The sequence below is a fragment of the Pseudomonas sp. LB3P58 genome, from assembly GCF_054897895.1.
The window spans coordinates 2,437,378-2,460,185 of sequence record NZ_JBUBVE010000001.1; the positions used below are offsets into that span (position 1 = coordinate 2,437,378).

The 22,808-nt window shown below is 55.4% G+C and carries 31 protein-coding genes and 1 tRNA gene; 9 read left to right on the forward strand and 23 right to left on the reverse strand.

Annotated features, from left to right (window positions below; translation table 11 throughout):
- Nucleotide 1 precedes the first annotated feature (1 nt).
- Nucleotides 2-1,357 carry a hypothetical protein gene (locus ACYZTZ_RS11470; protein WP_461998262.1) on the reverse strand — a complete coding sequence of 452 codons (1,356 nt, stop codon included), beginning with the start codon at nt 1,355-1,357 and terminating at the stop codon, nt 2-4.
- A gap of 603 nt (nt 1,358-1,960) precedes the next feature.
- On the opposite strand from ACYZTZ_RS11470, the gene ACYZTZ_RS11475 reads away from it, so the two are divergent.
- On the forward strand, nt 1,961-3,286 hold the full coding sequence (locus tag ACYZTZ_RS11475) for a hypothetical protein (RefSeq protein WP_461998263.1): 1,326 nt from the start codon (nt 1,961-1,963) through the stop codon (nt 3,284-3,286).
- 438 nt (nt 3,287-3,724) lie between these two features.
- Here ACYZTZ_RS11475 and ACYZTZ_RS11480 read toward each other — a convergent pair whose 3' ends face one another.
- Both ACYZTZ_RS11480 and ACYZTZ_RS11485 read right to left on the reverse strand, forming a co-directional pair.
- Nucleotides 3,725-4,084 (reverse strand): hypothetical protein, encoded by a 360-nt coding sequence (locus ACYZTZ_RS11480; RefSeq protein WP_461998264.1) that lies wholly within the window; start codon nt 4,082-4,084, stop codon nt 3,725-3,727.
- Between the two features lie 264 nt (nt 4,085-4,348).
- Nucleotides 4,349-4,918 carry a DJ-1/PfpI family protein gene (locus ACYZTZ_RS11485; RefSeq protein ID WP_461998265.1) on the reverse strand — a complete coding sequence of 190 codons (570 nt, stop codon included), beginning with the start codon at nt 4,916-4,918 and terminating at the stop codon, nt 4,349-4,351.
- 179 nt (nt 4,919-5,097) lie between these two features.
- Here ACYZTZ_RS11485 and ACYZTZ_RS11490 point away from each other — a divergent pair, with 179 nt between their 5' ends.
- Complete coding sequence (locus ACYZTZ_RS11490; protein WP_461998266.1) at nt 5,098-5,916, forward strand: CHAD domain-containing protein; 819 nt, start codon at nt 5,098-5,100, stop codon at nt 5,914-5,916.
- A gap of 61 nt (nt 5,917-5,977) precedes the next feature.
- Here ACYZTZ_RS11490 and ACYZTZ_RS11495 read toward each other — a convergent pair whose 3' ends face one another.
- Nucleotides 5,978-6,163 (reverse strand): hypothetical protein, encoded by a 186-nt coding sequence (locus ACYZTZ_RS11495; protein WP_461998267.1) that lies wholly within the window; start codon nt 6,161-6,163, stop codon nt 5,978-5,980.
- A gap of 297 nt (nt 6,164-6,460) precedes the next feature.
- On the opposite strand from ACYZTZ_RS11495, the gene ACYZTZ_RS11500 reads away from it, so the two are divergent.
- Nucleotides 6,461-6,823 (forward strand): CPCC family cysteine-rich protein, encoded by a 363-nt coding sequence (locus ACYZTZ_RS11500; protein ID WP_462000664.1) that lies wholly within the window; start codon nt 6,461-6,463, stop codon nt 6,821-6,823.
- Between the two features lie 79 nt (nt 6,824-6,902).
- Here ACYZTZ_RS11500 and ACYZTZ_RS11505 read toward each other — a convergent pair whose 3' ends face one another.
- The gene (locus tag ACYZTZ_RS11505; RefSeq protein ID WP_461998268.1) at nt 6,903-7,112 is read right to left on the reverse strand and encodes a hypothetical protein; all 210 of its coding nucleotides are present in this window, start codon (nt 7,110-7,112) and stop codon (nt 6,903-6,905) included.
- Between the two features lie 492 nt (nt 7,113-7,604).
- Between ACYZTZ_RS11505 and ACYZTZ_RS11510 the strand changes: the two genes are divergently transcribed.
- Nucleotides 7,605-7,691, forward strand: a tRNA-Leu gene (locus ACYZTZ_RS11510).
- A 79-nt stretch (nt 7,692-7,770) separates the two neighbouring features.
- Here the strand turns inward: ACYZTZ_RS11510 and ACYZTZ_RS11515 are convergent.
- Nucleotides 7,771-7,980 (reverse strand): hypothetical protein, encoded by a 210-nt coding sequence (locus ACYZTZ_RS11515; RefSeq protein ID WP_461998269.1) that lies wholly within the window; start codon nt 7,978-7,980, stop codon nt 7,771-7,773.
- Nucleotides 7,981-8,139: 159 nt separating this feature from the next.
- Complete coding sequence (locus tag ACYZTZ_RS11520) at nt 8,140-8,976, reverse strand: NAD(P)H-binding protein (protein ID WP_461998270.1); 837 nt, start codon at nt 8,974-8,976, stop codon at nt 8,140-8,142.
- 169 nt (nt 8,977-9,145) lie between these two features.
- On the opposite strand from ACYZTZ_RS11520, the gene ACYZTZ_RS11525 reads away from it, so the two are divergent.
- A complete protein-coding gene (locus tag ACYZTZ_RS11525) occupies nt 9,146-9,832 on the forward strand; it encodes a TetR/AcrR family transcriptional regulator (RefSeq protein ID WP_461998271.1) in 687 nt (228 codons plus the stop codon).
- Here the strand turns inward: ACYZTZ_RS11525 and ACYZTZ_RS11530 are convergent.
- From ACYZTZ_RS11530 to ACYZTZ_RS11565, 8 genes are all read right to left on the reverse strand, one after another.
- A complete protein-coding gene (locus ACYZTZ_RS11530; protein ID WP_046047412.1) occupies nt 9,829-10,113 on the reverse strand; it encodes a hypothetical protein in 285 nt (94 codons plus the stop codon). The two genes, ACYZTZ_RS11525 and ACYZTZ_RS11530, sit on opposite strands and share 4 nt — an antisense overlap.
- A gap of 310 nt (nt 10,114-10,423) precedes the next feature.
- On the reverse strand, nt 10,424-10,654 hold the full coding sequence (locus ACYZTZ_RS11535; protein ID WP_007946177.1) for a hypothetical protein: 231 nt from the start codon (nt 10,652-10,654) through the stop codon (nt 10,424-10,426).
- Between the two features lie 127 nt (nt 10,655-10,781).
- Entirely contained in the window at nt 10,782-11,003 is a 222-nt protein-coding gene (locus ACYZTZ_RS11540) for a hypothetical protein (protein WP_046047413.1), read from the reverse strand.
- Between the two features lie 72 nt (nt 11,004-11,075).
- Nucleotides 11,076-12,116: a DNA topoisomerase IB gene (locus tag ACYZTZ_RS11545; RefSeq protein ID WP_461998272.1), complete on the reverse strand. Its 1,041-nt coding sequence runs from the start codon at nt 12,114-12,116 to the stop codon at nt 11,076-11,078.
- A gap of 75 nt (nt 12,117-12,191) precedes the next feature.
- Nucleotides 12,192-13,271: a molybdenum ABC transporter ATP-binding protein gene (gene modC / locus ACYZTZ_RS11550; RefSeq protein ID WP_461998273.1), complete on the reverse strand. Its 1,080-nt coding sequence runs from the start codon at nt 13,269-13,271 to the stop codon at nt 12,192-12,194.
- 3 nt (nt 13,272-13,274) lie between these two features.
- A complete protein-coding gene (modB, locus tag ACYZTZ_RS11555; protein ID WP_461998274.1) occupies nt 13,275-13,955 on the reverse strand; it encodes a molybdate ABC transporter permease subunit in 681 nt (226 codons plus the stop codon).
- Nucleotides 13,956-14,723, reverse strand: coding sequence for a molybdate ABC transporter substrate-binding protein (modA, locus tag ACYZTZ_RS11560; RefSeq protein ID WP_461998275.1), 768 nt, complete (start codon nt 14,721-14,723; stop codon nt 13,956-13,958).
- A gap of 125 nt (nt 14,724-14,848) precedes the next feature.
- Entirely contained in the window at nt 14,849-15,913 is a 1,065-nt protein-coding gene (locus ACYZTZ_RS11565) for an NAD(P)H-dependent flavin oxidoreductase (RefSeq protein WP_461998276.1), read from the reverse strand.
- A 189-nt stretch (nt 15,914-16,102) separates the two neighbouring features.
- Here ACYZTZ_RS11565 and acuI point away from each other — a divergent pair, with 189 nt between their 5' ends.
- Nucleotides 16,103-17,086, forward strand: a complete 984-nt coding sequence (gene acuI / locus ACYZTZ_RS11570; protein WP_461998277.1) for an acrylyl-CoA reductase (NADPH) — start codon at nt 16,103-16,105, stop codon at nt 17,084-17,086.
- A 52-nt stretch (nt 17,087-17,138) separates the two neighbouring features.
- Nucleotides 17,139-17,627, forward strand: a complete 489-nt coding sequence (locus tag ACYZTZ_RS11575) for a GyrI-like domain-containing protein (protein WP_461998278.1) — start codon at nt 17,139-17,141, stop codon at nt 17,625-17,627.
- On the opposite strand, the gene ada is transcribed toward ACYZTZ_RS11575, so the two are convergent.
- From ada to ACYZTZ_RS11605, 6 genes are all read right to left on the reverse strand, one after another.
- Nucleotides 17,591-18,664 carry a bifunctional DNA-binding transcriptional regulator/O6-methylguanine-DNA methyltransferase Ada gene (gene ada / locus ACYZTZ_RS11580; RefSeq protein ID WP_462000665.1) on the reverse strand — a complete coding sequence of 358 codons (1,074 nt, stop codon included), beginning with the start codon at nt 18,662-18,664 and terminating at the stop codon, nt 17,591-17,593. The genes ACYZTZ_RS11575 and ada overlap by 37 nt on opposite strands.
- An 87-nt stretch (nt 18,665-18,751) precedes the next feature.
- Nucleotides 18,752-19,432, reverse strand: coding sequence for a DNA oxidative demethylase AlkB (gene alkB / locus ACYZTZ_RS11585; protein WP_461998279.1), 681 nt, complete (start codon nt 19,430-19,432; stop codon nt 18,752-18,754).
- Nucleotides 19,422-20,126, reverse strand: coding sequence for a 2OG-Fe(II) oxygenase (locus ACYZTZ_RS11590; protein WP_461998280.1), 705 nt, complete (start codon nt 20,124-20,126; stop codon nt 19,422-19,424). The genes alkB and ACYZTZ_RS11590 overlap by 11 nt, the downstream gene beginning before the upstream one ends.
- Nucleotides 20,123-20,629: a methylated-DNA--[protein]-cysteine S-methyltransferase gene (locus ACYZTZ_RS11595; protein ID WP_461998281.1), complete on the reverse strand. Its 507-nt coding sequence runs from the start codon at nt 20,627-20,629 to the stop codon at nt 20,123-20,125. The genes ACYZTZ_RS11590 and ACYZTZ_RS11595 overlap by 4 nt, the downstream gene beginning before the upstream one ends.
- Before the next feature lie 126 nt (nt 20,630-20,755).
- Nucleotides 20,756-20,932, reverse strand: coding sequence for a hypothetical protein (locus ACYZTZ_RS11600; protein ID WP_156363902.1), 177 nt, complete (start codon nt 20,930-20,932; stop codon nt 20,756-20,758).
- Nucleotides 20,933-20,961: 29 nt separating this feature from the next.
- Nucleotides 20,962-21,264 (reverse strand): DUF1883 domain-containing protein, encoded by a 303-nt coding sequence (locus ACYZTZ_RS11605; RefSeq protein WP_024164534.1) that lies wholly within the window; start codon nt 21,262-21,264, stop codon nt 20,962-20,964.
- 212 nt (nt 21,265-21,476) lie between these two features.
- Between ACYZTZ_RS11605 and ACYZTZ_RS11610 the strand changes: the two genes are divergently transcribed.
- The gene (locus ACYZTZ_RS11610) at nt 21,477-21,833 is read left to right on the forward strand and encodes a hypothetical protein (protein ID WP_056739845.1); all 357 of its coding nucleotides are present in this window, start codon (nt 21,477-21,479) and stop codon (nt 21,831-21,833) included.
- Nucleotides 21,834-21,905: 72 nt separating this feature from the next.
- A complete protein-coding gene (locus ACYZTZ_RS11615; RefSeq protein WP_123364930.1) occupies nt 21,906-22,136 on the forward strand; it encodes a hypothetical protein in 231 nt (76 codons plus the stop codon).
- Between the two features lie 11 nt (nt 22,137-22,147).
- Here ACYZTZ_RS11615 and ACYZTZ_RS11620 read toward each other — a convergent pair whose 3' ends face one another.
- Nucleotides 22,148-22,429: a hypothetical protein gene (locus ACYZTZ_RS11620; protein WP_056740098.1), complete on the reverse strand. Its 282-nt coding sequence runs from the start codon at nt 22,427-22,429 to the stop codon at nt 22,148-22,150.
- A gap of 139 nt (nt 22,430-22,568) precedes the next feature.
- The gene (locus ACYZTZ_RS11625) at nt 22,569-22,757 is read right to left on the reverse strand and encodes a hypothetical protein (protein ID WP_074876938.1); all 189 of its coding nucleotides are present in this window, start codon (nt 22,755-22,757) and stop codon (nt 22,569-22,571) included.
- Nucleotides 22,758-22,808 lie beyond the last annotated feature (51 nt).

Consider the following 22,808-nt stretch of genomic DNA (forward strand, 5'->3'; position numbering starts at 1 on the left):
CTCAATGTTGCGGATTACGCGGACCCGCTTTTCGGGTGCGCATTTCTATCACAATGTCATCTGGTATAAGCTCCGATACTGTCCAATTTGTAATTGGACCGTTACCTAATAGAGGGGGGCCTACGCTTACTATCCATTCACCGTACGGAGAAATATTATGAAGGGGGATTGCACCATAATCATCGCGTTGTAAAGTTATGGGGATACCACGGGTGGCAAAGAGATCTTTCGTGAAAAGAGTGGTGTGTGGGAAACTTTCAGTAATAGCGCGCTCTTGCCAAACTTCAGGATTAACTTGTTGTAGCGGGGATGTTACTGTGATGGGTACCGCTACGTTAGAAAAATCATCATATCCCGCAGACCCCTTGTATTTGATTAATCCTACACCAACCGACATTAGTCTTTCCGTCATTCCGTCATCCCAGGGGCCGCTCGTGGGGCGATCGAACTTTAATTTAAATCTCTGGTCCTTGTAATGTTGCTCCCAAACCGCCTTGTCGCGGTATTGGTCACGAAGCGAAATTCTCAGCATGCCGATTCTTTCGTTTTGAACGTAGATGGCAAATTTTCGTATCACCAACCGAAACCACCGGACAAACGAGTCCAGATAACCTAAGTTGGTCACCTTTGGAATAGTGATTTTATTGAAATCCAAAACATAGTTCATCCCTGCAACCAGGGCTTTAGCTTTCTCGAAAGCGTCGACTATTTCCTCTAGTAAAAGTGGTGTAATCCGGTCAAGACGTTGCAGGTAATTTAATGATGAGCCGTCTGCCTCATGAAGAAACTCAAGGCGAGTCTGATATTTTTTTGTTGCATCATATCGTTTTTTTATAGCATCGGCTTTTGTGGCTTCCCTTGCCGAAACATAGTTTCGAACCGAGGCGCTCCCAATTGAAATTTCATTCATGCCAGCGACTAGCTTATCAGACGGATTGATTCCTCCTCCTGCTTTGAATTTCTTCGACGAGTTTTCGTAAAATATCGCCTCTCGCTTCGCTTGATCAGAATTGGTGCCAAGAATAGCTATTTCTTGCTCGATATCTACCGTATCTTTAAACAGTTGGTATTCTAAGGCGCGTCGCGTACCTTGAGTACATAGGTCGTATAGTTCCCGTCGGTAGGCTAAGCAATCGTCGAGACTTTGAGAAATGTCTGGTATGAACGACTCAAAAAGTAGAGGGCAGTACGGGGTCTTTTTCTCTGCTTCAATCGGCAACAGGACTTGGTAGATAAGCTCATCGAGTCTGTAATCGTCTATCCCGAACCCACCCTTTCCCTTTCTGCCGAACCACCCTTGGTTGTTGGCTAACTCTTTTCGAAGCGTGTCCCATTTTTGTTGTAGATCGGCATTCATCTCAGTCTCCATACAACATGCGAGCATTTTGTAGCGAGGTGAAATCAGAGTAGGAGAAAACATACAAAAAGCAAATGAGCTTCAGTCGACGCAACGTCTTGTAATGGAACGCCCCAAAGGCTAGCGGCGACGAGCGCCATCCTGCGCGCGCAGGCCGTTAGTTGCCTATGCGGAGGGATTGGAGGGAGATTGACTGGGCAGCGGATGGGTTGCTGAGATCATCCCGATCAATCATCTGGGCTCGTGCAGAGTGTGTGCTTGAGTCAACAGAGCTTTATGGTGAGCTCCGGGGTGGCCGAGCAACGCAACATGGTCCTGCAGCATCACTTCCCACAGCGCGATCGCCCTGGACGTATCAGCCGGCACTTCAACGTGTTCCTGGATCATCACCCTTACCCTCATCAACTCATCAAGGTGCTGTATGTATAATCAGTATGTCAGCGGGAGGTGGTCGGGTTACGTCTGTCCGATGAAAAACTGACCAGGGCGACCGGTGAACGCTGCGCAGGAAAAAGGTAGGCGAGCTATTACCTCGTAGGGATTAAGAAGGGTTTCCGTGTGCAATACTGAACACTTTATTTCTGCCACACAGGGATGATCGGAGTGAATTTTAACCAGTCCAATATTGAAGAGCTTGTTGAGAGAACCTTAACGATTGAATGCTTTGATATAAGAATTACCCAGAATTCCGACAATTCGCCATTTTCATTCAAAGGACCAGGAAGCATTGCTTTGCAAGCTGACGGAACTTTGCTCCTAAATATGTACGATGCTGATAAAAAGACTGATATGGCCGGCATGATGCGGCTGTTTTTTGAGCGGAATGCCGGAATCGTACAAGAAAATGAATATTGCTCGCTTAGTGCCATAGATGAAAAAGGTAGCACTTGGATATATCCAAGACTTTACGTGAATGATGGGCTGCGCGCCGGCCCGCACGGCACCATTATTAATCTGAAGATACCTAATCTGCGCACTTCTAAAATCCCTAGGAAGCCGTTTGATTTAGCTCAGGCCGAAATCATAATTCTTGGGAGGTTCACATTGCCCTTTAATAAATATGAAGTCAGTAATGGGTACTCAACACTTACTTTGCTCGAGTTTTCTACAGATGAATTCGAGTTTAGAGCCAGTCAGAAAGCGAAACACCTTAAGATTGATGTGACTGCTCGAAGCTCAGATATCGATCAAAATTTTATTGCAAAGCTAACAGAGGGGCTAGGTATTGCAATAGGGAGAGATACCTCGCCAGCATATTATTGCATTGGAAGCGGGAACAATCACGAAAGCTTTTTAAATGGGAATGCTGATATAAAAGGCCTTGGCGTGATGGAGCCGTTAGTGCAAGTGTTCTACGGTAAAACGGAAGGGTTTGTAGAGTTTATTAATTTGTACGTAAAAAACAGAACAGTGGCGCATGATCCGCTGATTAATTATTGGAGGAGGCTTTACTATGTTTCAGACATTATTACTGATGTGTCTGCATTGGTTTTAACTGTAAATATCGAGGGTATGATTAAAAATTATTTTAGTCAGAATCGAACACCTTCCGCTGAGGTGTTGGGCTACATAAAGTTGTCGCAAAAGACAATTAGAAAAACCAAGCTCCCTAGCGCTACAAAAGATAGAATTCAGCAGGGTCTTGGAAATATGAAAAAATTGAGCACTACAAGTATCCTAAGAGAGTTGGTCTCGGAGGGTGTGATCGCTGATGCCCAAGTGTTGAGTTGGACGACCTTGAGGAACTCTTTGGCTCATGCAGATAATGGTCCTGACAGTACTGAGCGTTTTGAAATGTTCATTGAGAATATTTATAATTGCCTGTCGTTGTTCTATAGGCTTATTGGGCTGAGTATTGGATATGACTTTATCCAGAGTGCCCAGTTAAATTCCGAAGTAGCACCCGCTTTGGAAGTGGATTCGGAATAAGGCCCCGCTGCCTTGTTGCTGGCGTGGCAGAATAAATTGAAAAAAATTGCATCAGATGATCAAGTGCGGCTGTAAACGGCCAGCGTCTGATAGTCCCAGATTCATTGGGTCTATACTGGAAAAAGTACTGTTTTCGTGGGTTTTCGAAATTTAATCGTGTCACTACAGAGGCGGTATCCGGGTGTCTCCGCCTCATACAATATTCAGCTGGAGGCTACGGGCGATGGGGCATGCGGGAGATTCAGTGCGTTGTAGGGCGTTGCAATCCATCATGGGCAAAAATCCTACGGGTGCAAGCGATCGCAGTTAGCGCCTGTCGGAAAGAGCAGCTACCGACCCATTGCACAGGCATTGCAGAACGTACTAATCAGTACTACGCGGCTGTATTGTGTCGCGTTCTGCGACCGAAGAGAGCGACATTGAGTGCATTATTTGGCGTCAACACGGAAGGCCGCCAACAAGGTCTTCGTACGCCCAAACAAGTGTTCCAACTATCGCCATGCTGACACCCAACCTGGATGCACTGCCGTCAATTGTTGCTTGGCGATCTGCTTCGATTTCTGCTGGTGTTGCTACCACATGGCCATAGTCAGTGATTGATAGGCTTTGAAGCCAGTTGGCGAGGCCCATACGCACCAAAGGTCGGAAAGTGAGCAATATGCCAGCAATAGTAAGAATCGCTCCTGAACGCCCAAACCAATGCCACTGATTTGACCAAAAGCTAGCAGCAACCGACGCTAGTACAAACAGCAAGCTGGCGGCGACAAGGAATTTAGTGTTTGAAAATAGTCGTTTCATTTGACGGAGGTTCGCATGATGCTTAAGTGGGGCAAAAATGGGGCAATCCCTACGCCAAACAATGCCATTCAATGCCAATAATGCATCTGTGCAAATCGAGTCAAATTTGCTGTAGAGCCCATGGTTGTGGGCCTTTGGCGCTTCATCCGCACATACTCCAGCACAATTGGCGTATGGACAGCTCGGCGCTGTGAACGGGTGCTTTCGGCCATGAGCGGCCACTCGAACACATCACCTGATCGGCTGTTTTGTAGGACGAAGCAGTTACCGATGTTCCGCTGCCAACATTGACCTGAACTGAGAAGTGATCTCTGAAGATAGCCCGGCACCTTCGAACACTGCGCAAGTGAAACTAACGGGTGCAGGGCCTGGAGCAGTTATGATGCGGTCAGCAACCACAGCCACTGGACTGCTTCGATAAAGCGTGCGCCCCTCATAACCTACGGCATTCTGCTGTAAGAAGTCAGCGCTGTTCGAGGTATGAGGAACCGTGTCGAGAAGCCCGGCCCTCGCAAGTGCCAGCGTTCCCCCACAGATACCGGCAATTGTCGCTCCACTTGAACGACTAGCATGAAGAAATTCTCGAATATCCGGTGCTTCTGCACTTTCCCAGACCATTCCACCAATGACGACAACAACGTCCGGTTTCCAGTCCAGACATTGTTGCAAACTGCTATCCACAGTTACAGCCAATCCACCCTGCGAGCGGAGCTGCCCCGTAGCAGAAGCGAAAAACCTGACGTCGATCCCGTAAAACGGAGACGCAGTTCCAGCAATGAAAGCATATTCCCAGTCCGCAAAACCGGGTGTCAGTATCAATCCCACGCGTGCCATCAGTCAGAATCCTCCATGAATGCCAATAACATATGGCGACAACAAACATACATCAAGGGCTGCTTTGGGTTGTGGATTCAACCGGTCGATGGCACATGGCAGCTCTGAAATACGGTCAATATTTGATGATCCAGGCTTCTGCTAAGCTCGTGTCCATACCATTTCAATGAGATGACCGAATGGCATTCGTCGACAAGTTCGTTGCTGAGATACTGGCCCTTCAGGTTGCCCTGTATCACGCCCGTGCTCGGCTGGAGGCACGGACTGATAGCGAAGCTTTGCACGATCTCAGGATCTCCGTGAGGCGTATCAGGAGTTTGCTCCGACCGATGCGCTCCATGACCGAGGTGGCAACTCTGAACACCGCGGCCGCTGAAGTGGGAAGGCTGACAACGCCCGCTCGGGATCTGGAGGTGATGATTCAGGAACTGGAGGGCAGGGGTTTTCCTGCCCAGGTTCAGCTCAGAAAAGCGCGCTTGGCATCCCACTACTCCAGGATTCTAAAAAGCCCGGTCCTCAAGAACTTGTTCATTCAATTGGATGAATGGCCATCCATCTTTCGTTCAGTGGAAGTTAAAGGCGGTTTAAAGCACCTCCAGCCTCAAATTGAAAAAGCACTGAAAAAGCAGATTGACCGGCTGCATGCTGCCGTGGATGACGTTGGGTTTGATCGGCACGAGTTGAGAATCCTGGTCAAGCGCACGCGCTACCTCACGGAAGCGTTTCCTACGCTTTCACCGCTCTCGCGTAAAGCGGCGAGTTCTCTCAAGGCACTGCAATCGGCGTTGGGCTCCTGGCATGACCATTATCAATGGTGCCAAAAGGCGCTGATCGAACCTGACCTGCGCCCGCTGGAAAAGGTTTGGCAGAGTTGCGCAGCAACCGCACTAAAAAAGGCCGAGATCCAATTGGTTGACCTGGCGAAGCTGCTGCCCAAATCGTCAGGCAAAAAAAAGCTGCCCAAAGTGGCAGCAGAAAATACAGCAGGCGTTGAATAGCCTGAGTATCACTGCCGGGAAGTTACAAAACGATGACGATTTTTGGTGTGGCGAAGATGCCTCATTCAGAGAGCTCAACCACAGGTCTATTTATGCTGATAGGCAAGGGGTGGGAAGCGTTTACACGATCCTCCAGCCTTTTTACGAAGGCTTCGGCTTCTGCATAACTTCGAAAACTGACGCACCAAGCATCCATCCAGACAAGCCAGCCTTCGGGTGTGTTTGCTTCTTCGATTCTGATCTGCATCGCTGGAGTCCCTTGGTGAGGTGGTTTCAAGTCAATTACGAGCCTAGACAAAAAACTCGCACCCTTTCGAGATCTAAGCATCGAGTCGAATGCGATATAGGGAATTGGTCGCAATCGGTTAACCGATGTCCAAGCATAGCAACGGCAGTGATGAAGAGGTTTAGGGCAAATTTAGCGCAAACTCAGGGCCGCCATATACCGCAGGACGCCATGAGCAAAGAACGAAAGCACCGCATTTTCAAGCCTGAACCGGCCTACAGGTATGCAAGAAGGGGGTCGAATCCCTATCCACATCGTATGCGTGATTTACCATGCCCTTGCTGCGGTTTCGTAACCTTGGAATGCGAGTACGGCTCGTACGATATCTGCCCTCTTTGTGGCTGGGAAGACGACGCCGTCCAGTTAGCCAATCCAACGTCAGAGGGAGGCGCAAATTCGATTTCCCTCGCTGACGCTCAGATGAGCCTCTTAAACAAATACCCAATAACTGTTCGGCTTGCGGGGGGATTTCGACGAGGGCTCGGATGGCGACCGTTAGACGCCACCGATATTGAGGCTACGAACGTACTTAAGACCGTCAAGCACTGGCACACCATCGCCGTTGGTTGGGAGTCAGAGGCCTATTGGTCAGTGACTGGAACGACCGACGTTAAGGTCTGAATTTACGAGACCCAACAGAATTTTCCGCTTGTGGCCTGAAGCGAGTCTAATCCGATTGTTCGTTTTTGGCCGATAACTGTCACTCAGGCGTCATTAGGACTGCGAGCGTTAGCTTGATGAACTCCTCATTTTTGTCGATGGTGTCCAGGGCGCCACGAACATTATCGGCGACGTCGGCCGATCCGCGCTGCTTAACCCAGTTCGAGAGTTCCAGGATGGCGGCTTCGAGGGCGAGCTGATTTTCGTTGATCTTGAATAGCAGGGAAGGGAGCAGGTCTGAATTTGGCAAGGGCATTTCCTCCGTGGAAGATTCAGCGTAGCAGGCGGCAACGGCAGTGACACATACGGAGGCGCAGATCCAGAACGCCAAAAGGGTACATTCGGGTTGATGCCGGACCGGAGGCAGGTGAGAAAGAGGAAAAATCCGTTCCGCAACCCAAAACTGGCTCCTTGAAGGCCGTGGGATACAGGCCTTTAAAAATCAGTAGCTTGCGGAACGGTAAAGCTGCTAACCTATTGAAATAGCTTGTTTTGTGGATGGATTGCAAATCCACCTACGCCGGTTCGATTCCGACCTCGGCCTCCACTTTAAACGAGCTCCGTAGATCTATGATTTACGGAGCTTTTTTATTTGCATTGTCCTGCAAGATTTAGTCTTGAAAAGGTCAGTCGCGAACTTGCTTCACCAGAGCGGGATGTATATATTTCCCCCTCTGCTGCACAGGCGTCAGAACTGCCAGATCATTATTTGACAGTCTTCAGACTGCTTCACCGCGCTACCGCCCGAATGGCGAAACTGGTAGACGCATGGGACTTAAAATCCCCCGCTCGTAAGGGCGTGCCGGTTCGATTCCGGCTTCGGGCACCATCTTAAATCAAGGGTTTGCGGGCGAAAGCTGATGCAAACCCTTGTTTGTTTCTGGTCCGCTATTTTGGGTTGACCACGTCTATTGATCCCGGCCGCTAGCCCCTGGAGCAGCGCCGCGTCGATCTTCGCCAGAAGGGTTGCCGGTATCGACGAGCCTTCTCTCTACCAAGACATTTTGAAGGGCCTGGCGGGCTGCAGCGTCTAGCTGGTCCTCTCTCTCCTTGAGTTCAAGCAAGATTGGGCTGGACCAGGTGCGATAGGTTTTCTCGGTATCTCGAATTGATGTCATCTGTCCCCTCCTTGATGAGTGACCGCCAACACCGTCGGCGCAATTTTGGTTCGATAGAACCCTAGTCGAGAAATCTGTTTGCCGCCAAAAATGGCAGGGTGCCAGGGGGCACCTCGCTGGTGCCGTTATTGGGTTCGTGATGGAATGCAATACTCGATTTCATCCCTCATTTGCCCAGACGCCCGTAGCAGCCGTGCGCCGAACATAGTCGGAAAAGTCCCGCGCCGGCCGACCCAGCGCACGCTGCACGCCATCGGCAACCGGTGTATTGCGACCATCAAGCACGGTGGTGAAGAGATACAGCACCAGGTCGATCAGTTGTGCAGGAAGTTCTTCCTGTTCCAGCGCCTGACGATAAGCCTCCGGCGGCATTGCAGCGAAACGGATTTCGCGTTTTGTCGCACCGGCGATTTCATCGACGGCTTCGGCAAATGTCAGTGCTCGTGGGCCCGTCAGTTCATAGAGTTGGCCAGAGTGTTCTGGTTTGGTCAGCGCCTCGACCGCGATCTCGGCGATGTCTTCCGCATCGATGAAGGGTTCTGCAATATGAGCGACGGGGAGAGCTAATTCCCCTTGAAGAATAGGCTCCAGAAAGTGCGCCTCGCTGAAATTCTGGAAGAACCAGCTGGCCCGCAGGATTGTCCAGTCGACTCCGCTGTTCTGGATGACGCGTTCGGCGTGTTCTGCTTCAACCTCGCCGCGTCCCGATAGCAGCACCAGTTTGCTGACGCCGCTTTTGACCGCCTGATTGGTGAATGCCTGAACCGTTTCGAGCGCGCCGGGGACGGCAAGGTCTGGTTGAAAGGAGAGGTAGGCCGCGTGAATGCCATCAAGCGCCGCTTCCCAGGTGGCTTGATCTTCCCAGTCGAAGGGCGGGGTCGCCGCACGGGAACCCAAACGGACTGGCCGGCCGGCAGTTTCCAGTCGTTGGGCAATTCGCCGACCGGTTTTACCTGTCGCGCCGAGAATCAGGATGTTTTCTTGAGTGGTTTTCATCGCGTTCATCTCCATCGGGTTAATGTGAGTGATGCTCACGTTGAAAAGATGATAAACCCTCACCTTATGCCGTCAACCGACAGAACCCTGGAAACCGACGTATGGAAGCTACCTGTTGAGCGGTGCTAAGGTGAGCCTATGTCATGTTTATTGAACGGGAAGTGCACCCATGCCCAAGAAAATTCCTGAGGTGCTCGAGCCCCTTGCTTCAGAGCCGACTCGGCGCAACCCCACACAACAACGCAGTCGAGAGCGTCAGGAGCGAATTCTGGCCGTTGCGACTCAACTGATCGCGACCAAGGGCAGCGATCAATTAAAAATGAGTGAAATTGCCGAGCGTTCAGAAATATCGATCGGATCGCTCTATCAATACTTTCCCGACAAGAGTTCGGTGATTGGGATGCTGGCCGAGCGTTTTAACGCCGAAAGCCGTCGCTGTATCGAAGAGGCGTTGGGTTCAGTCGAGGACGCGCAAGGATTGCAAGCAGCCTATTCGGAGCTGCTCGATCAGTATTACGAGATCGTTTTTGCTACACCGGCGATGCGTGATATCTGGTCCGGGATGCAGGCAGACAAACAGCTCATGGCGTTGGAGCTGCAGGAGAGTCGTATTGCGGGCGGGTTATTGGCTGATGCGATGCTTCGGGTATTTCCCGACAGGGATGCGTTGCGGGTTCGGGAATCTGCGTTTCTGATCTGGCATCTGGGGGAGGCGACGATGCGGCTGGCCATCACCTGTGCACCCGAGGAGGGGCGTGGTCTGGTCGAAGCCTTCAAGCGCATGTCGTTGCTGGAAATCATGGCGCCAGCGGCCGGATCGAGTGAATTCGATTCAGCCGCCGATGCTGTCAGCTAAACGAAAGGTTGACCGGTAAAACCACGGGGCAATCGTTGCAGTCCTTCCATGGCGGTGAGCCGTTCGACCCAAGCTGCGCGCCAGTCATTGGCTGTATGCGTAACTTTGGCTTTGCGTGCGGCGCGGCGTGCAGCGTTGCGCTGGTCTTTGCGCGCATCCTTGAACGCGTCGGTGTTGCGGCAGCTTCTGCATTTCACCCGGGTAAGTTCGCTGGTTGAAACGAGTTTGCTGCCTTTGTGACCGCAGGCCAGATGCCCGCCGACTTTGAAGTGAGTAACCATCAGACGCCTCCTTCGTGACGTGTGATCGTTTGACCTCCGCCGTACGGTGACGTTCGTTGCCTGCGTAATGGGCAAAAAAAAAGGCCCGCATGCGGGCGGGCCAGGGAGATTCTTCAAAGGAGTCCGATCAATCTAGAGCCTGAGATGTGAATGCAGTGTGAAACAGATCGCGCAGCCATAAAAAAGCCCAGCGTCAGGCTGGGTTGGGGATGTAGCAGGAAGCGTTCAGGCAAGGACGCACCCGGTGACGATAAGGTCGCCGTTTATGCGTCCTGAATCAGGCCGTGTCCTTGAGGATGTCCAGATCGAATCATCTGAACCGCGGCAGGGGCGGGTCGACAGGTTTGAGCGAAGACAGCGTATTGCGAATCAGTGGCGTGTCCTTCTCGATGTCGTTCAGACGATCACGGATTCTGAGGGCCGTCGGGTGCCCGCCTTGATGATCGACCCAGTCGGCGATTTCCTTGCATGCCGCTGCCAGGCGAGCCTGACGGGAGTCGAGCAGGGTGAGCAGGGTGGTGATGGACTCTTTTTCGGACATGGCAAACACCTCCGTTCAAGAAACCTTTAACTGGCAGCAAAAAGCCCGCGGGGGAGCGAGCTGTCTGCCGATGGGGTCGCTAATCCTTCAGCTTTTTTCAGTATAGACCCGTGAAAGGCAGGTAGCATCAGCCTTCTCGGACCGTCACTTGCGACCTGGCATTGAGCTGCCGGCATTCACGCCGGGCGTCTTCTTCATGGTCGAAACCGTCACCGATGAAGCCACGGGTTCGAGTATCGGCGATGCGATACCAGACAGCGGCATCGGGTGGTGGATGGTTGGTATCTCCGGCTCGGCGGCCATAGATGATGATCTTGTTGCAACGCTTCACAACGAAAATGTCTTCCATGGCGTCACCACAGCTAATTCAGGTTCACAACAACTATAGAAGCCATTTGCGATCGTGCAAAAAATAGACAGGTCAGTTCGTCGCTTCAACGGTTGCGATCATCTTCTCCAAAAACACCGCAAGCCCGACTTCCTCCGCCCTGAGCCCTTTACGCGCTCGTGGTCTGGGCAGCTCAGCCAACGCCCCCAAAAGAAAACCACCGAGCACCGCCGGATGGATGTAGCACTTGCGGCAGACGGCCGGGGTGTTGCCCAGTTGTTTGGCAACGTTCTTGACCATCTCCACCACATGCCGTTTGGCGTCCGACTCGGGTTCCCACTGCAGTTCCCGCAAAACCGCCAACGCCAGCGCGCTGCCGGCCCAGGTGCGGTAGTCCTTGGCAGTGAAGTCGGCACCGGTGAGGGTTTGCAGGTAGGCATTGACGTCAGAGGAGCTGACGGTGTGCCGCTCACCGTTTTCATCCAGGTACTGAAACAGGTTTTGCCCGGGAATTTCCAGGCAGCGTTTGATAATCCGCGCCAGGCGTCGGTCTTTCACAGTGATCTGGTGCTCGACGCCGCTTTTGCCGCGGAACTGGAACAGAATCGCGTTGCCGTTGACCTCGACGTGACGGTTGCGCAGGGTGGTCAGGCCGTAGGAACGGTTGTCTCGAGCGTACTGGGTGTTGCCGACCCGGATCAGCGTCGCATCAAGCAAGGTGATGACCGTGGCCATGACTTTGTCGCGACTGAAGCCGGGAGCCGCCAGCAGTGCTTCAAGTTGTTTGCGCAGTTTCGGCAGCGCCAGCCCAAAGTCCCGCAAACGTGAGTACTTGTCGGCATCACGTACTTCTCGCCAGCGCGGGTGATAACGGTATTGCTTGCGACCTCGGGCGTCACGGCCGGTGGCTTGCAGATGGCCGCGCGGGTCTGCGCAGATCCACACATCGGTGTAGGCCGGGGGCACGGCGAGGGCATTGATGCGTTTGATTTCGTCTTGATCGGTGATGCGTTGACCCGCGGGATCGAAGTAGCAGAACTTGTCGCGCAGTTTCTTGCGGGTGATGCCGGGCTGGGTGTCATCGACGTAATGCAGGTCGGATGGCAGCACATCGGGCAGCGCGGTATCGGGCATGGCGGTAGTCCTTGGCGAGGGAGCAGGGGCCGTTACAGCCATTGACCGCACGCCGTTGCAGTCGTGCCAGCGGATTTATGCCAGCACCGCCACCGCCTTGATCTGTGCCCAGAGTTGCTGGCCGGGGTGCACGCCCAATTGGTCCCGGGAGTAGCGAGTGATTCGCGCCAGCAACGGTGTGCCGCCAGCGTCCAGACGGATCAGCACATGGGCGGCATTGTCCGCGCCCATTTCACTGATCACGGTGACCGGCAGGCGATTGAGGATGCTGCTGTGCTCGACGCTTTGCAGGCTCAGGCTGACATCCCGCGCCTGAACTTTGCAGCGCAGCGCCTGACCCAGGGTCATCGGTGAGTGAGCCACGCGAATGTTCAGGGCCGTATTCGGCAGTTGCAGGGTCAGCAACTGATAGTCGGTGTCATAGGCACTGACGTGCCCCTCGATCACCACGCCGGCGTCGTCGCCCAGTGCGAGGGGCAGGTCGAGACGGGCCAGGGTTTCTCCGATAGCACCGCTGGCCAGCGCCCTGCCTTCACTCAGCAAGACGATGTGATCGGCCAATCGCGCCACTTCATCCTGGGAATGGCTGACGTACAGCACCGGGATGTCCAGCTCATCGTGCAGTCGTTGCAGGTAAGGCAGGATTTCGTTTTTGCGTTGGCTATCCAATGCTGCCAGTGGTTCGTCCATCAGCAACAGTTTCGGGCTGGTGAGCAGGGCGCGCGCGATGCCGACCCGCTGCCGTTCACCGCCGGAAAGGTGCTGCGGATGGCGATCCAGCAAGTGGCCGATCCCGAGCAGTTCAGTCGCGTGTGCCATGTCGACCCGCCGCTGTTGGCGAGGAATGCGCTTGAGACCGAATTCCAGATTGGCCAGCACCGACAGATGGGGAAACAGGCTGGCTTCCTGGAAGACGTAACCCAGCGCACGTTTGTGTGGTGGCACGAAAATCTTCTTGTCGCTGTCCTGCCAGACTTCATCGTTGACCTGGATGAAACCCTGCTCGGCCTTCTCCAGGCCAGCAATGCAGCGCAGGCAGGTGGTCTTGCCCGAACCGGAATGACCGTAAAGCGCAGTGACGCCGCGGCCGGGTAATTGCAGATCCACTTCCAGGGCGAACCCTGAATACTTCAGTTTCAGACGCGTATGAATCATCGATCAGCTCCAGCCCGCTTTGGTTTTACGGCTGGAGTAGAGCGCCAGCAACACAATAAAGGAGAACACCAGCATCGCCCCGGCCAGCCAATGGGCCTGGGCGTATTCCATGGCTTCGACGTGGTCGTAGATCTGCACTGAGACCACGCGAGTTTTGTCAGGAATATTGCCGCCGATCATCAGCACCACGCCGAATTCACCCACGGTGTGGGCAAAACCGAGAATCGCAGCGGTGATGAAACCGGGGCGGGCCAGCGGCAGGATCACGCTGAAAAACGTGTCCCAGGGATTGGCGCGCAAGGTCGCGGCCACTTCCAATGGGCGAGTGCCGATGGCAGAAAAAGCGTTTTGCAGTGGCTGGACCACGAACGGCATCGAGTAGAGCACCGAGCCGATCACTAACCCCGCAAAACTGAAAGTTAGGGTGCCGAGTCCCAGTGATTGGGTGAAGTGGCCGACAAACCCGTTAGGGCCGAGCGCCAGCAACAGATAGAAGCCAATCACCGTCGGCGGCAGTACCAGGGGCAGGGCGACGATCGCCCCGACCGGGCCGCGCAACCACGAGCGGGTGCGCGACAGCCATAACGCAATCGGAGTGCCGATGACCAGCAGGATAGCCGTCGTCAGCGACGCCAGTTTCAGGGTCAGCCAGATGGCGGAAAAGTCGGCACTCGATAGCGTCATTTAGAGTTGGTAACCGTAGGATTTGATAATTGCGGCGGCTTTTGGACCTTTGAGGTAGTCAACCAGCGCCTTGGCAGCCGGGTTGTCCTTGCCCTTGTTGAGGATCACCGCGTCTTGTTTGATCGGGTCGTGCATATCGGCTGGAACGATCCAGGCCGAGCCGCCGGTGACTTTGCCGTCTTTGTAGATCTGCGACAAGGCCACAAAACCCAGTTCGGCGTTGCCGGTGGAGACGAATTGATAGGCCTGGGTGATGTTCTGGCCTTCAACGATCTTGGCTTTGACCTTGTCGGTCAGGCCCAGCTTGGCCAATACCTGAGTGGCGGCCAGGCCGTAAGGCGCCGCTTTCGGGTTGGCGATGGACAGATGCTGATACTGGTTGTCGCTCAACACTTTGCCTTTTGCATCGACGTAACCTTCTTTCGCCGACCACAGCGCCAGGGTGCCGACGGCGTAGGTGAAGCGCGAGCCCTTGACCGTGTCGCCTTCGGTTTCGAGTTTTTGCGGGGTGGTGTCGTCCGCCGAGAGGAACACTTCGAACGGTGCGCCGTTCTTGATCTGGGTATAGAACTGGCCGGTGGCACCAAAGGAGGTGACCAGTTTATGCCCGGTGTCTTTTTCGAAATCGGCGGCGATCGCCTGAATCGGTGCAGTGAAGTTGGCGGCGACGGCGACCTGGACTTCGTCCGCCTGGGCGGACCCGAAAGCGAACACTGCCAGCAGGGTTGCCAGGCAGGTGGGGGCAAAACGTGAGGCACGAATGGTCATGAAACGGCTCCGTGGTAGGCAAGTGCAGCGAGGGGGGGTAAACGCTATATAGCGGAATATATAGCGAAATGCCTGCAAACGGAATGTGTTGAATGCGCGTTATTGAGGCCACGCACAGATGTGCGTTACCGACGAACCAATTTCGCCAATCCTTCCTCAGCCAGGCGCCGGGTCAGTTCACCCGTGGTCATTTCAACGCCCAGCGTGAATGCCTGACCCGCCCAGAGATTGCTGAAATCCGCTTCCCCTTTGGCCCGCAATGGCATCAGCGCACCACCCGCCAGTGGGAAGGCCGGTGCTTTGGCGCTCATCGGCCCGAGTTCGCGCATCACCCGATTGAGAATGCCGCGCGCCGGGCGGCCGGTGAAAAGGTTAGTGACGGCGGTTTCACTTTCCTTGGCCGTGCGCAACGCCTTGTGATGAGAAGCGCTGACCTTGGCCTCTGGCGTGAACAAGTACGCCGTGCCCACTTGCACCGCCGAAGCCCCCAACAGGAAAGCCGCCGCGACGCCTCGTGCATCGGCAATCCCGCCGGCAGCAATCACCGGCACTTTCACGGCATCGACGATCTGTGGCACCAGCGCAAAGAGGCCCACCTGGCTGCTCAGATCATCACTGAGAAACATGCCCCGATGGCCACCGGCTTCGTACCCCATGGCGATGATCGCGTCACAACCCTGCTGTTCGAGCCAGATGGCCTCTTCGACCGTGGTGGCCGAGGAGAGCACTTTCGCTCCAGTGGCTTTCACGCGATCCAGCAGGGATTTTTCCGGCAGGCCGAAGTGGAAACTCACGACTTCGGGGCGAAACTCTTCGATCACTTCGCAGGCCGCGTTATCGAACGGTGCTCGATTGGACACCGGCGTCGGCGCGTCGAAGTCCACGCCAAGTTCCCGGTAGTAGGGCTCCAGCAGATTCTTCCAGTCTCGAGCGCGTTGCTCATCGGCGGCGGGAGTCTGATGGCAGAAGTAGTTGACGTTAATCGGGCGCTGAGTGTGTTGACGAATCGTTTTCAGCTCCTCGCGCAACTGATCGATGCTCAACATGGCGGCAGGCATGGAGCCCAGGCCGCCAGCGTTACTGGCTGCGATAACCATGGCCGAACCGGTCGCGCCGGCCATGGGCGCCTGGATGATCGGCAACTCAATGCCAAGCAGATCAAGAATGCGGGTATCTGGCCATTTGCTCATTTGAAGGGTTCTCCGACGTCATAACAGGGCAGGGACGGTAGGACCGTTTTTGTATCAGTTATGACGGACATAAGGCCAGTCGAGTTTTCGTTTCGTATGTCACTCTTGGCTTAAAGTCGAGTACGGTGAAATGTTGCTATGTGTTATTTCAACTCCACCACAACTGAGTGATTCCATCTGGAGGCAGCAATGTTCCAAGGCATATTGATCGACAAAGACGACAGCGGTTACCGGGCCACACTGCAAGAGATCAATGACGATCAACTGCCCGAGGGCGATGTGACGGTGCGTGTGGCATACAGCACGCTGAACTTCAAGGATGGCCTGGCGATCACCGGCAGCAGCCCGGTGGTGCGAAAATTCCCGATGGTGCCGGGGATCGATCTGGCGGGCACTGTCGAAGTCAGTGGGCATCCGGACTACAAGGTCGGTGATCAAGTCGTACTCAATGGCTGGGGAGTTGGCGAAGGACATTGGGGCGGACTGGCGCAGAAGGCTCGCTTGAATGGCGACTGGTTGATTCCGCTGCCCAAGGCGTTCACCACGGCGCAAGCGATGGCCATCGGCACGGCGGGTTACACGGCGATGCTGAGCATCCTGGCGCTGGAACATAACGGCGTGATGCCCGAGCAAGGCGAAGTATTGGTCACCGGCGCCAATGGCGGTGTAGGCAGTTTCGCCATCGCACTGCTGAGCAAGCTCGGCTATCGGGTGGTCGCGTCTACCGGCCGCACCTCCGAACACGATTACCTCAAGCAACTCGGCGCCAGCGAAATCATCGACCGCGCCACGCTGTCCGAGCCGGGCAAACCCTTGGCCAAGGAGCGTTGGGCGGCGGTCATCGACTCGGTCGGCAGTCACACCCTGGCCAATGCCTGTGCCAGCACGAAGGCCAACGGCACTGTCGCCGCGTGTGGCCTGGCGCAAGGCATGGACTTCCCGGCTTCAGTGGCGCCGTTCATTTTGCGCGGCGTGACCCTGGCCGGGATCAACAGCGTGACTCAGCCCAAAGCCAAGCGGATACTGGCCTGGAATCGTCTGGCCAAGGATCTGGATTTCACCTTGCTGCCGCTGATCAGCCACGAAATCGGCTTGAGCGAAGTGATCGAGGCTGCACCCCGATTGCTCGCCGGTCAATTGCGTGGGCGGGTGGTGGTCGACGTCAATCGTTGACTGTCTCACCGCCAATCAAACAGACAAACGACAGAGACAAGGACTATCGACCATGGATGTAAAGCAGCGTGAAGTGCGGCCCTTTAGCGTCTCGGGCCTGCAAGTGCGCACCTGCAATGCCGCAGAGCATCAACCAGACACTGCGCGCATCGGCCCGATGTGGGAACAATTTTTCGTTGAGCAAATCTTCGACAAGATCGCCCACAAACAACCGGATTCCTTTGTGTACGGCGTCTATTCCAACTACGAGTCCGACGCTTCGGGCCACTTCGATGTGACTGCGGGGGTGGCGGTCACTGCGCCCTCCGAGGACTTTCCCCAGGTTCAGGTGGAGGGAGGCGAATACCTGGTGTTCAGCGCCAAAGGGCCGATGCCGGACAGTGTCATTCAGACTTGGGGCCTGATCTGGGCTTACTTTAAGGACAACCCGCAAGTTTGCCGCACGTTCGCCACAGACTTCGAGGTCTATACCAGCCCGGATTCAGTGTCGGTCTATATCGGCATTCAGGACTCAGACGGGTTTTCGCGCTCAAGCAACTGACGCTTGCGTTCAACACCCCAGCGATAGCCCGACAGGTTGCCGTCGCTGCGCACCACGCGGTGGCACGGAATCGCCACCGCCAGGTTGTTCGCGCCGCAGGCTTGAGCCACGGCGCGCATCGCTTTTGGCGCGCCGATTCGTTGAGCGATATCGGCGTAGCTGGCGGTGCAGCCGGCGGGAATCTCCCGCAGGGCTTGCCAGACCCGTTCTTGAAAAGCCGTGCCACGAACATCCAGTGGCAAGTCCAGGCCCAGGGCAGGTGCTTCGATAAAACCAACCACCTTGGCGATCAGTTGCTCGAACGTGTGATCGGCACCAATCAGATTCGCACGCCGAAACTTGTCCTGTAGATCGCAGACCAATTGGTGCGGGTCATCGCCCAGCAGGATCGCGCAAACACCACGCTCACTCTGTGCCACCAGAATCGCTCCCAGGGAACACTGGCCGACGGCAAAACGAATGTCGTTGTTCTGACCGGCGGCGCGGTAATCACCGGGTTTCATGCCCAATAGCTGATCGGCGGCTTCATAGAAACGGCTGTTGGAGTTGAAGCCGGCGTCATACAGCGCGTCGGTCACAGAGTCTCCGTCCGCGAGACGCTCACGGACCCTGCGTGAACGATGGGCCGCGGCGTAACCCTTGGGTGTCAGACCGGTAACCGCTTTGAACACCCGATGGAAGTGAAAGCTACTCAGGCCCGCAGCAACAGCCAGTTCGCTCAGGACAGGCAGATTCTCCGCGGTTTCGATCTGGCGGCAAGCGGCCGCCACCGTCGCGGCATGTTGTGCGGCAATGTCGCTTTGATCTTTCGCGGCGCGTTTGCTGGGGCGATAACCCGCCGCCTGGGCCTGCTCGGCGGTGTCGAAGAATTCGACGTTCTGCGGTTTAGGCAAGCGCGCCAGGCTGCTGGGACGACAGTAAATGCCAGTGGTTTTCACCGCATACACAAACTGTCCGTCTGCCCGGGGATCACGCGCGACGACGGCGGCCCAGCGAGGATCGTTCTCAGTGGCAATCTTTGTCGGATGGCTTGTCATGGCTTCATGTCCGTTGATCCGTTTCATGCAGATTAACCAGCCGACGGGGTCGCTGCACCCCGGGTCTTGCGGTCGAATTCGAAGGCTTCATCCGGCGGTACGAAAGGTGAAGTTGATCCGTTGCTCGCCCAGTCGCGGGTGTTGGCCGTCCTTGATCGGCAAGACCCCGTGATAACGTAAACGATCCACGCCACCCCAGACCACGATGTCGCCATGAAACAGCGGCACTCGTTGGCTTTTATCGCTGCGTTCGAAGCCGCCGAACAGGAACATCGCCGGTAATCCCAGGGACACTGAAACGATGGGCGCTGCGTAGGAAACTTCGTCTTTATCCTGGTGCAATGACATCTTGGCCCCGGGAACATAGCGGTTAATCAGGCAGGAATCAGGCACGAAATCCGCAAACCCCGCTTCCCGCGCCGCCGCTTGTGCCAGTTCGAAAAACACGTCGGGCATTTTCGGCCAGGGTTGACCGGTCTGCGGATCATGGCGGGTATAGCGATAACCGCTGCGGTCGGTGGTCCAGCCCCGCGCGCCGCAACTGCTCAAAGCTACCGACATGGTAAAGCCCCCGGGCGTGATCATCTGCCGAAACGGTGCCGCCGCCAGAACCGCGTCCAGTGCGGGCAGCAACTGATCCAGCCAAGGCAGGGCAAAACCTCTGAGGACGCAGGACTGTTCACCGATCCGATCGAGCCTGGGTTGCTGCTCGGGTTCCGCGTCGGCAAACAAGTCGAAGGTGATCGGGTTCATGGGGTCATAACGCATCGTGAAAGATGATTCCAAGGGTATGCCGTTTTCCACTGTGCAGGCGACTCACGCCGTGGCGCAGGGTGACTCGGTAATAGCCACGAACGCCTTTGACCGGTCGTTGGTTGACAGCAAAGATCAGCCCGTCGCCTTTCTTCAGGCCAATGACCTGGGGGCGCGACTGCATCCGTGGGCGCTGTTCCGTCAGCACGAACTCGCCGCCGGTGAAGTCGTCATCCGGCTCTGACAGCAGAATCGCCACTTGCAGTGGGAAGACGTGTTCGCCGTACAGGTCCTGATGCAAGCAGTTGTAGTCCTGCGGTCCATATTGCAGCAACAGCGGCGTCGGGCGTTCCTGACCGGCGGCATGGCAGCGTTCGAGGAACGCTTCATGCGCTTCAGGGAAACGGGTCGGCAGGTCCATGTGCTCGTACCAGCGATTGGCTAGCGGCACCAGTCTGGGGTAAAGCGCACTGCGCAAACGGGTGACGACATCTGGCAACGGGTAATTGAAGTATTTGTACTCGCCACGGCCAAAGCCGTGACGAGCCATGATTACTTGCGAGCGAAACGGTTCGGGGCGGGCATACAGAGCGCTGATTTCATCGCACGTCTCGTGGCTTAAAAGCGACCTGATGATCGCGCAGCCATCCTGGTCGAGTTGCTGCTCGAGCATGACCCAGTCCAGTCCATCGAGAGAACGCTCGCTCATCGCTGTGCCTCACGATCCAGCAGTTGCCGTTTACGCTCCAGCCCCCAACGGTAGCCGCCGAGGCTGCCATCCTGACGCAGCACTCGATGGCACGGCACGATCACCGCCAGCGGGTTTGCTCCGCAGGCATTGGCCACCGCCCGAAAAGCCGTGGGTTGACCCAGCTGTCGCGCGATGTCCTGGTAGCTGGCGGTTTCACCTATCGGTATTTGTCGCAGGGCATTCCAGACTCGCCGTTGAAACACGCTGCCTGTCAGATCCAGCGGCAAATCCAGGGTGGTGCGCGGGTCTTCGAGGTGGCGCAGGGTTTGCTCCAGCGCAGGCATCAAGCCTTCATCGCGCTGCGGTGCTTGTTGGCCGGGGAAGCGTTGCGAAAGATCGCGTTCCAGCATTGCCAGATCATCACCGATCAGCAGCGCACACAAACCCTCGGCGCTGAATGCGAGCAGCAAGACGCCAAGGCTGGAAGTGCCGCTGATGAAGCGAATCGAGGAAGTAGACATATTCTGACTCCTTAACCAAAGGTTGAGGTGGCCAGTCTAGGGAGAGGGGACTTCGTTAACACTCCGGCGCTTGCGGTTGAATTCGAGAGGCGGGAGCAGACGTCCATGTTGTCGCTCCAGATCCCGTTACAACGCTTTGCTGACGCTTATCTCGCTGATGACGTCTTCGCTCGAACCATGAAGAGCGTCCAGCGCGGCCTTGGCTTCTTCTTCGGTGCCGTTTTCAAGCTGGGCAAATTCGAAGCGACGCTCGCCATTGAGTTTGTATTTGATGACGTACTTGGTCGTTTGGGCCACGGTCATACCTGCTTGTCTTGGTGTTTGGGTGTCACTCAGCTCAGTTTCGTGCTGGAGCGGCGGATGATCTTGATGGTGTGAGTCAGGGTCGGTTTGCGAGTCACGCTGATCGGCCGGCGGTTGACCGTGTCGATGGTGATGTTCCAGAAACCGGTGCTCGGTGCAGTAATCCGGGCCGGGAAAGTGTCGAATGCTCCACCATGGTAAGTGTGGCGGCCGCCATTCTTGAAGCTGCGGAAATTGGCGTCGTTCATCAAGCGGATATTGCATGTTTGGGAGCATTGAATGACGACGATGTCGTCTTCGTTGAGGTGCTCGCGCTGGTGGATAAATTTCATGAGGCGCCTCCAGAAGGGCTTTTTCTACAAAATCAAAACGATAGCATGTGCGATTGGCGCAGTTTATCAGCCCGAACGGGTTATTATCCGGTCGTCGAGGTCTGCTTTGACAATTAAAAACAGTTATACGGAATTCTATGAGCGATAAACGCAGCAAGCCTCGGAGAAAAACAGCATTTGTACTGTCGGAGTGTCTTTATCGGAGGTGTTGTATGAAGTGGGGTGTACTGGTCCTGCCTATGGCGATAGCGATGAGTGGTTGTGCGAGTGTCGCGGAGATCAATCAGACGCTGCCGACCATGAGCGTGATTTCAGGCAAGAAGCCTCATGAATACGCGCAATGCCTGACCGAAAAACTGGCCAGCAGCCGGGGAGCCCTGCAAGTCGAGCCGCATAAGGACGGTATGCGAGTCATCGTTCCGCAGAAGTTCTCCTCGGGCCCGGCCGCGGTATTTGATATCGAAGACCGCTCCGGCGGCAGCAGCATCAAGTTGCATGAGCGCATCTCCAATGTGCCGTTGCGCCCCATGGATGTACGCAATGCCGCTACGGCGTGCATTTCCGGCTGATAGACTGTCGCCCGTCAGCACCGATGCCGCCAAAGCAACGCTTTGGCGGCATTGTCATTTCTGGAGTCGAGCATGAAGCGAGAGCAGGTACGGGAGCGCCATGCAGAGGGTCACATCTCTGCCACCCACGTGATTCAGAATCCGGCGAATCCGGGAGAATGGATCGTGTTTTTCAAGAAAAGCGCCGGGCGCAGTTATTTTCTGGTGGATGAAAACGATGAAGTCGAATCCTTCAGTAGCCTTGACGATTTGATCGAGACGGTGCGCGGCCTCGGGATCAAGTTCGCCGAAATTCACATGTAGGGCAGGGCGCCTTACTTGCAGACCACCACGACGCTGCGGTTCTTGTAGTTGCCGACGTCGACACCCAGCGTCTTGTCGCTTTCCTTGGTCGAAGGTGTTCCGTCGGTACCAACGATCCGATAGCCGGTGCCGGCGCAAGAGGCATCGGCTTTTTCGTAGCAGGTGGCCCAGGAATTGGCTTCCCCGGAGCAGTCGATGGCCAGGCCTTGCTCGCCGTTGTTCAGGTAGGTCGTTTCCGAAGTGGCACAGCCGCTCAGGGCCAGTGCCGCGATCAGTGGCAAAAATTTATTCATGTCGTTGTCGTCGTCAGGATGAAGGGGCTAAGCCTGTGACAGCGCTGGCATCAAAAGGTTATAGCGAATGGCCACTTTGTGGCAGGCAGTCACAAAAAAGCCCTGCGCGAGGCAGGGCTTGGGTCGAGTCGGGTGCTTCTCAGGACTTGTCCTTGCCGCGACGCTTCGGGGCTGGGTGTTCGAGCTCCAATACGGATGCCACTTCAATCGCCGACGCTTCGGTAGGGAAAGGCCCGGCGATATTCTCGCCGCCTGCACTGTCTACCCACCACTGGCCGTCTTTCGCCTGATTGATCAGGAACCCGTTGACACTTTTTGCTTCCGACATCTATCTGCCTCGTTGACTGGTTCAATCGCGCAATGATAGCGCCAAATGCAC

What these genes read in the sequence shown, in the direction of transcription:
- ACYZTZ_RS11470 (WP_461998262.1), bottom strand. Translation starts at nt 1,357, where the DNA reads ATGAATGCCGATCTACAACAAAAATGGGACACGCTTCGAAAAGAGTTA.
- ACYZTZ_RS11480 (WP_461998264.1), bottom strand. Translation starts at nt 4,084, where the DNA reads ATGAAACGACTATTTTCAAACACTAAATTCCTTGTCGCCGCCAGCTTG.
- ACYZTZ_RS11485 (WP_461998265.1), bottom strand. Translation starts at nt 4,918, where the DNA reads ATGGCACGCGTGGGATTGATACTGACACCCGGTTTTGCGGACTGGGAA.
- ACYZTZ_RS11490 (WP_461998266.1), top strand. Translation starts at nt 5,098, where the DNA reads ATGGCATTCGTCGACAAGTTCGTTGCTGAGATACTGGCCCTTCAGGTT.
- ACYZTZ_RS11495 (WP_461998267.1), bottom strand. Translation starts at nt 6,163, where the DNA reads ATGCAGATCAGAATCGAAGAAGCAAACACACCCGAAGGCTGGCTTGTC.
- ACYZTZ_RS11500 (WP_462000664.1), top strand. Translation starts at nt 6,461, where the DNA reads ATGCGTGATTTACCATGCCCTTGCTGCGGTTTCGTAACCTTGGAATGC.
- ACYZTZ_RS11515 (WP_461998269.1), bottom strand. Translation starts at nt 7,980, where the DNA reads ATGACATCAATTCGAGATACCGAGAAAACCTATCGCACCTGGTCCAGC.
- ACYZTZ_RS11520 (WP_461998270.1), bottom strand. Translation starts at nt 8,976, where the DNA reads ATGAAAACCACTCAAGAAAACATCCTGATTCTCGGCGCGACAGGTAAA.
- ACYZTZ_RS11525 (WP_461998271.1), top strand. Translation starts at nt 9,146, where the DNA reads ATGCCCAAGAAAATTCCTGAGGTGCTCGAGCCCCTTGCTTCAGAGCCG.
- ACYZTZ_RS11530 (WP_046047412.1), bottom strand. Translation starts at nt 10,113, where the DNA reads ATGGTTACTCACTTCAAAGTCGGCGGGCATCTGGCCTGCGGTCACAAA.
- ACYZTZ_RS11535 (WP_007946177.1), bottom strand. Translation starts at nt 10,654, where the DNA reads ATGTCCGAAAAAGAGTCCATCACCACCCTGCTCACCCTGCTCGACTCC.
- ACYZTZ_RS11540 (WP_046047413.1), bottom strand. Translation starts at nt 11,003, where the DNA reads ATGGAAGACATTTTCGTTGTGAAGCGTTGCAACAAGATCATCATCTAT.
- ACYZTZ_RS11545 (WP_461998272.1), bottom strand. Translation starts at nt 12,116, where the DNA reads ATGCCCGATACCGCGCTGCCCGATGTGCTGCCATCCGACCTGCATTAC.
- modC (WP_461998273.1), bottom strand. Translation starts at nt 13,271, where the DNA reads ATGATTCATACGCGTCTGAAACTGAAGTATTCAGGGTTCGCCCTGGAA.
- modB (WP_461998274.1), bottom strand. Translation starts at nt 13,955, where the DNA reads ATGACGCTATCGAGTGCCGACTTTTCCGCCATCTGGCTGACCCTGAAA.
- modA (WP_461998275.1), bottom strand. Translation starts at nt 14,723, where the DNA reads ATGACCATTCGTGCCTCACGTTTTGCCCCCACCTGCCTGGCAACCCTG.
- ACYZTZ_RS11565 (WP_461998276.1), bottom strand. Translation starts at nt 15,913, where the DNA reads ATGAGCAAATGGCCAGATACCCGCATTCTTGATCTGCTTGGCATTGAG.
- acuI (WP_461998277.1), top strand. Translation starts at nt 16,103, where the DNA reads ATGTTCCAAGGCATATTGATCGACAAAGACGACAGCGGTTACCGGGCC.
- ACYZTZ_RS11575 (WP_461998278.1), top strand. Translation starts at nt 17,139, where the DNA reads ATGGATGTAAAGCAGCGTGAAGTGCGGCCCTTTAGCGTCTCGGGCCTG.
- ada (WP_462000665.1), bottom strand. Translation starts at nt 18,664, where the DNA reads ATGACAAGCCATCCGACAAAGATTGCCACTGAGAACGATCCTCGCTGG.
- alkB (WP_461998279.1), bottom strand. Translation starts at nt 19,432, where the DNA reads ATGCGTTATGACCCCATGAACCCGATCACCTTCGACTTGTTTGCCGAC.
- ACYZTZ_RS11590 (WP_461998280.1), bottom strand. Translation starts at nt 20,126, where the DNA reads ATGAGCGAGCGTTCTCTCGATGGACTGGACTGGGTCATGCTCGAGCAG.
- ACYZTZ_RS11595 (WP_461998281.1), bottom strand. Translation starts at nt 20,629, where the DNA reads ATGTCTACTTCCTCGATTCGCTTCATCAGCGGCACTTCCAGCCTTGGC.
- ACYZTZ_RS11600 (WP_156363902.1), bottom strand. Translation starts at nt 20,932, where the DNA reads ATGACCGTGGCCCAAACGACCAAGTACGTCATCAAATACAAACTCAAT.
- ACYZTZ_RS11605 (WP_024164534.1), bottom strand. Translation starts at nt 21,264, where the DNA reads ATGAAATTTATCCACCAGCGCGAGCACCTCAACGAAGACGACATCGTC.
- ACYZTZ_RS11610 (WP_056739845.1), top strand. Translation starts at nt 21,477, where the DNA reads ATGAAGTGGGGTGTACTGGTCCTGCCTATGGCGATAGCGATGAGTGGT.
- ACYZTZ_RS11615 (WP_123364930.1), top strand. Translation starts at nt 21,906, where the DNA reads ATGAAGCGAGAGCAGGTACGGGAGCGCCATGCAGAGGGTCACATCTCT.
- ACYZTZ_RS11620 (WP_056740098.1), bottom strand. Translation starts at nt 22,429, where the DNA reads ATGAATAAATTTTTGCCACTGATCGCGGCACTGGCCCTGAGCGGCTGT.
- ACYZTZ_RS11625 (WP_074876938.1), bottom strand. Translation starts at nt 22,757, where the DNA reads ATGTCGGAAGCAAAAAGTGTCAACGGGTTCCTGATCAATCAGGCGAAA.